This window comes from Microcoleus sp. CAWBG27 (assembly GCF_020883145.1).
Taxonomy (GTDB): domain Bacteria; phylum Cyanobacteriota; class Cyanobacteriia; order Cyanobacteriales; family Microcoleaceae; genus Microcoleus.
The window spans coordinates 1-5,562 of the sequence record NZ_JAHREU010000130.1 but is presented as its reverse complement, the minus strand read 5'-3'; the positions used below and the strand labels follow the sequence as shown (position 1 = coordinate 5,562).

5 protein-coding genes and 1 riboswitch are annotated in these 5,562 nt (G+C 46.0%); of the genes, 1 reads left to right on the top strand and 4 read right to left on the bottom strand.

Annotated elements, in window-relative coordinates:
- Window positions 1–273 precede the first annotated feature (273 nt).
- Window positions 274–798 (bottom strand): hypothetical protein, encoded by a 525-nt coding sequence (locus QZ938_RS32610; RefSeq protein WP_293158334.1) that lies wholly within the window; start codon window positions 796–798, stop codon window positions 274–276.
- An 84-nt stretch (window positions 799–882) separates the two neighbouring features.
- Between QZ938_RS32610 and pyrE the strand changes: the two genes are divergently transcribed.
- Entirely contained in the window at window positions 883–1,458 is a 576-nt protein-coding gene (gene pyrE / locus QZ938_RS32605; protein ID WP_293158336.1) for an orotate phosphoribosyltransferase, read from the top strand.
- A 219-nt stretch (window positions 1,459–1,677) separates the two neighbouring features.
- Here the strand turns inward: pyrE and thiC are convergent, their stop codons facing one another.
- From thiC to QZ938_RS32590, 3 genes are all read right to left on the bottom strand, one after another.
- Window positions 1,678–3,051 carry a phosphomethylpyrimidine synthase ThiC gene (gene thiC / locus QZ938_RS32600; RefSeq protein WP_293356436.1) on the bottom strand — a complete coding sequence of 458 codons (1,374 nt, stop codon included), beginning with the start codon at window positions 3,049–3,051 and terminating at the stop codon, window positions 1,678–1,680.
- A 7-nt stretch (window positions 3,052–3,058) separates the two neighbouring features.
- Window positions 3,059–3,155, bottom strand: a riboswitch (TPP riboswitch).
- A 235-nt stretch (window positions 3,156–3,390) separates the two neighbouring features.
- Window positions 3,391–4,215 (bottom strand): Uma2 family endonuclease, encoded by an 825-nt coding sequence (locus QZ938_RS32595; RefSeq protein ID WP_293356439.1) that lies wholly within the window; start codon window positions 4,213–4,215, stop codon window positions 3,391–3,393.
- A 200-nt stretch (window positions 4,216–4,415) separates the two neighbouring features.
- A complete protein-coding gene (locus QZ938_RS32590; RefSeq protein WP_293356442.1) occupies window positions 4,416–4,976 on the bottom strand; it encodes a Uma2 family endonuclease in 561 nt (186 codons plus the stop codon).
- Window positions 4,977–5,562 lie beyond the last annotated feature (586 nt).

The window sequence follows — 5,562 nt, the reverse complement described above, 5'->3', positions numbered from 1 at the left end:
GGTTCGTAGTGAGGACTTCAGTCCTTTCTATGACTCTGAGTAAATCAGGACTAAAGTCCTTACTACAAACCAATTTTCTCATCGGTAATCAAGGTTCGTAGTGAGGACTTCAGTCCTTTCTATGACTTTGAGTAAATCAGGACTAAAGTCCTTACTACAAACCAATTTTTATCATCGGTAATAAAGGTTCGTAGTGAGGACTTCAGTCCTTTCTTTGATTTCGAGTAAATCAGGACTAAAGTCCTTACTACAAACCAATTTTCTCATCGTTAATTAATTTCCGCGAACCGGTGATACATTGTACAGTCCTCTAACCGCGCCTGGTGCTGCCTCTGACTCTTGCTGCTGCCGGGGTACAAACGGCTCTTGGACTGCGTTCCCAGGAGCGAAACAGCCGCTCGCTTGAGGTGCTACCTGGCAGGCTGCGGGCAAGGCCATAACTGAGGCATCAAAGGGATTGGTGGCATCCGGAACGCGAAGAATTGGATCGCTGGAAACCTGCCGCTGCATTACTCGTCGGTAGAGGCCGCTGACGCGGCTGGCATCGCGCTCGATTTCTTTTTCGGGAAAGGCAACTACGCCGCTGGGGGAACCAATTCCTAGATAGTCGCCCATATAACCTTGCAAGCTGACGTTGTGATAAAAGTCTCCTGAAGCTTCAAAGAATTGTCGGTTGAAGTTGTCACCAACGGGGCTAAATCGGGCTGTATCTGCTTGAGCAGGTTTGACGGATGCCAGTGTGGCAGAGGCGACAGCGAGAATCAACGCACTGCTGAGGCTTTTTAACTTTTGACTCATAAATTTCAGCTTCTAGATTAATTACGGTTCCAATATAGACTGATTATCAGCGGATTATTTGCGTTTTCTACAAGGTGTTAAGTTATGGATGCTGCTGATTTAAAGGTGTTGCGCGATCGACTTTTGGATTTATTGTGCGAGTTTGCGTACCGCGAGGGCGACTTTGTGCTGTCTTCGGGGCAGAAAAGTTCTTATTATATCAACTGCAAACCGGTGACTTTGCACGCTGAAGGTGCTTTGGCGACGGGGCGCGTACTCTTCTCGATGCTGCCACCTCAAGTGCAGGCTGTGGGCGGTTTGACGTTGGGTGCTGACCCGATTGTAACTGCTGTGAGTGTGGTTTCGGCTCTGGAAGGTCGATCGATTCCGGCGCTAATTGTCCGCAAAGAGACGAAGGGACACGGGACAATGGCCTATATTGAGGGGCCGGTGTTGCCTGAAGGGACGAATGTGGCAGTATTGGAAGATGTCGTAACGACGGGTAAATCGGCGATGCAGGCGGTGGAGAGGCTGCGGGGTGCTGGCTATAAAGTCGATCGCGTGTTGTCTCTGATCGATCGAGAGCAAGGTGGATCTGAATTATATCGCGAGCAGGGATTGGATTTTCAGGCTGTTTTTACGATCGCCGATCTCAAGGAATGGATTCGTAGCAAGCAATAGGGATCTAAATTCACATAAACATAAATTTCGTAGTGGCAGGTTCACGCTAATCTCTGCTTTAAAATCAGAGGATTTGTCAACCCGCCCCACCTAACCAATGGGAGCATCTCATTTTTGTAAAAAGCATTTTTTATTATAGTGCTGTCCCACTCGCGTATCGTATAATATGCGAGCTCTCGACAGCACTATCAATGCAAAACTGAGATGCTCCCTAACCAATTAGCTTAGCGCTACAGGTTCCTTAGCCAAAAACTTCTCCAACTCAGTCAAAGCATCGGCATCAACCTTAGTCTGCATCGGACAGAACTTAGGCCCGCACATCGAACAGAATTCCGCAGTTTTGTAGATATCTGCTGGCAAAGTTTCGTCGTGATATTCCTTCGCTCTTTCTGGATCTAGCGATAGCTCAAATTGACGGTTCCAATCGAAATTGTAACGCGCCTTCGAGAGTTCGTCATCGCGATCGCGCGCACCCGGACGGCCCCGCGCGATATCCGCAGCGTGAGCCGCAATTTTGTAAGCAATCAGCCCGTTTCTGACATCCTCAGCATTCGGCAATCCCAAGTGTTCCTTGGGTGTCACGTAGCACAGCATAGCAGTACCGTACCAACCAGCCATCGCCGCCCCAATCGCTGAGGTAATGTGGTCGTATCCCGGTGCAATATCAGTCACCAACGGCCCCAAAACATAGAAAGGAGCTTCCGAGCATTCCTCCATTTGTTTCTTGACATTAAACTCAATTTGATCCATAGGTACGTGGCCCGGGCCTTCCACCATTACCTGCACATCATGTTCCCAAGCTTTGCGAGTTAATTGTCCCAAAGTTTTGAGTTCGGCTAATTGAGCTTCATCCGACGCATCGTGAGTGCAACCGGGGCGCAAAGAATCTCCCAAACTAAACGAAACATCATATTTCTTGAAGATTTCAATGATGTCGTTAAAGTGAGTGTAGAGAGGATTTTGTTTGTGGTGGTGCAGCATCCACCGCGCCAAAATACCGCCGCCGCGAGAAACAATCCCAGTCAGCCGATTTCTCACCAAGGGTAAATGCTCAATCAGAATTCCGGCGTGAATTGTTTGGTAATCAACACCTTGTTGAGCGTGTTTGTCAATGATGTGCAGGAAGTCATTCGCCGTCAGACTTTCCATATTACCGTGCACGCTTTCTAGGGCTTGGTAAATGGGTACAGTACCGATGGGAACTGGTGAAGCTTTGATAATCGTAGTGCGAATTTCATCCAAATTGCCGCCGCCGGTGGACAAGTCCATCACGGTATCAGCACCGTATTTAACTGCTAATTTAAGCTTGTCAACTTCTTCTTCCATATTGGAAGAGTTCGGAGATGCACCGATGTTAGCATTGACTTTGCATTTAGACGCAATGCCGATCGCCATTGGCTCCAAATTAGTATGATTGATGTTAGCGGGAATAATCATCCGTCCCCGCGCTACTTCGGCGCGGATCAGTTCTGCTGGGAGATTTTCTCGCTTAGCAACAAAGTCCATTTCCTCAGTAATGACACCTTGACGGGCGTAGTGCATTTGAGATACGTTGCTGTGCCCCTGACGCTTAGCGATCCATTCGGTACGCATATCTTATATCCTTCATAAACAGCTTCCCTCCGCTGGTATTACCCAGACTCAGGTTCTAAGGGTGTTTTCTCAGCCCGGATCTGCGGGCACCCCTAGCTTTAGGCTTATGATACTAGCACTTATGTTCGGGAAAGATTAAATCTTTATAAAAACTTCCACAAATATATAATTTTTCAAGAATTTTAAGAATTTTTATTAAAAATTAAATATCTTTAATTTTGCAATTTATCAATGGTTGTAAAGCGCAGCTATCCCATAGGTAATCGCCCTTTCCCAATTTATGATATTTCTGTCATAAAAAAAGAGCGATTACCCAGAATTCAACAACTAACAAAACAATCACAATTCATCGGGATTAATGCCCATTTGGCGCAACTTTTCTGCCAAACGATCTGCCCGAAGTCGTTCTTCGTCAGCGCGAAGGCTTTCTTGTTGAGCGCGAAGGCTTTCTTGTTGAGCGCGAAGGCTTTCTTGTTTTGCACGTTCCTCCCCTATTAATAACAAATTCCCTTCACTATCCCACCAACGCAACCAAGGCAAATTCATCTCATCATATTCCCCTTGCCAGATTCCCAATTCAACTCCAATCTGGGGAATCGGATAGCGTCCGCGATCGTTCGGACTCAGGCGCTGATAGCGGTTGTCTTCTAAATGATACATTTCCACAGCCGCTTTTTTCACTTCATAAATCCCGTAAAAAGGAATGCGGATCGCCTGTTCGTAAACCCAGAATTTGCCAGGTTTTTGTTCTTGTTGTTCTTCTCTATCTGGGTCTGGCGGTGGAGTTCTGTCTCGTTCTTCTGAACCGTTTCCCGACACAAATTCAATGGCAATTAGCGGTGCAACGTATTCTTTCCACAATACATAGGAACGCCTCACCTGACCATTTAATAGTGGCGGCACATTGGGGACGTAAAACCAATCTGGTGCTTCGGCGCCGCGTTCGGGAGGGTCAGTTAAACGCCAATAAATCCCGCAATCTTGACCGATGCGGTACCGTCCGTCAGGGTGAATTTGTTGCAATACAGGCCGCAGGGAATCGGTGAGAATAATGCTTTGAGGCAGTTCTTGAAAGTTTTTCACAAAAGTACCGTCAGACTCTGGCAGTTCGGTGTGGTCTGGGAGATGGGTGACTCCCAATTCAAATGGTTTAGCAACAGTCATAAACTTGCGCTGATTTGAGGAGTTAAATTAATTATAGCGGTTCTCAGAAAGATGAGGTATGTTGTTGGGCTTCAGCCCTCTTAGTCTGGGTCGTTATATAAGCTGTCAGTTATACCTCATCTTTTTGAGAAAGGCTATATATAGTAAGTCTAAGGTTTTGGTAATTGGGAGTGGGAATCGAACACAAGATAAAAGTCAGCCTAACCCAAAATTAAGTCAAGACTTACTACAAAATCGGGAAAAGCCAATGGTGAAACTTGTTGATCGCCTTCAAACTTTTGCATATAAGTGTAGCCATTTGCGGTGGGATTGCGGTAAACTTCCAAGCAGTTAACTTCAAGATCCCACAACCAAACTTCCTGAATGCCCGATCGCGCATAATTCGGTATTTTCACATCGCGATCGTAATTAACGGTACTATCCGCTACCTCTACCAACAGCAAAACATCCTCGCTATTTGGCAAGGATTCTTCATAAAAGTCAGCGCGACGCTGTACTAAAGCAATATCAGGTTGAGGCTCAGATCGATCGCCAATGCTAATCGGATTTTGCACCCGGATGATAGCACGCGTTCGCACCCGATCGCCAAAAAACTCTGCAAGGCGATCGACACGGGCGGCGTGGCGCCTACCAATTGCTGCCATTTGGATAATTTCCCCTTCGATAAGTTCCACTCGTTCGCGATCGCTAAAAACACCCGCCTCACTCATCAGGTGATATTCTTGCACTGTAAATAGCCGTCTTTTCATTTCCACAGACATAACTATTCTCCTTTTTTAGCCGTCAATCTAACTTTACCAGAAAGAATTGGTTGAAAGCCCCAAGCCCCATCCGGATCAATTAAAATCAGACTATCCATTACTCCAATCGTTGGGCTTAAGGATAAAGGGAACTCTCAAACTGTCAACTGTCAACTGTCAACTGTCAACTGTCAACTGTCAACTGTTAAACATCCTTAAGCTGGAAATAACAATAATTGCGCTTCTCAGATAGGTAAAATAAGTTCTTGGGCTTCGGCTATCTTATGGTTAAATGTTGACAAATTGTTTTTTAAAAATCATAAATGGCAATCTATTCTACAAAGATATTGCCATAATAATTGATATCAAATCCGGTAGCATCGTCCTATATTAATTTCTCTATACTCTATCTCTGTGTCCTCTGTGTCCTCTGCGGTTGGTTGAGTCGATGGAAGGTATTATCCTTCGCACCTCTCAGTTAGATCCGGACGTGCTGGTTTCCCCGCATCCGGCTCCCGATGTTCTTGGCTTGCGCCTTTGCTCATGTGGAGATAATCGTGGCAGCTTTCGTGAACCGCTAAGAGGTTATTAGTTTTCGAGTTACTAT

Bases quoted from the DNA above. Each gene is read 5' to 3' on its own strand.
- QZ938_RS32595 (WP_293356439.1), bottom strand. From the start codon at position 4,215: ATGACTGTTGCTAAACCATTTGAATTGGGAGTCACCCATCTCCCAGAC.
- thiC (WP_293356436.1), bottom strand. From the start codon at position 3,051: ATGCGTACCGAATGGATCGCTAAGCGTCAGGGGCACAGCAACGTATCT.
- pyrE (WP_293158336.1), top strand. From the start codon at position 883: ATGGATGCTGCTGATTTAAAGGTGTTGCGCGATCGACTTTTGGATTTA.
- QZ938_RS32610 (WP_293158334.1), bottom strand. From the start codon at position 798: ATGAGTCAAAAGTTAAAAAGCCTCAGCAGTGCGTTGATTCTCGCTGTC.
- QZ938_RS32590 (WP_293356442.1), bottom strand. From the start codon at position 4,976: ATGTCTGTGGAAATGAAAAGACGGCTATTTACAGTGCAAGAATATCAC.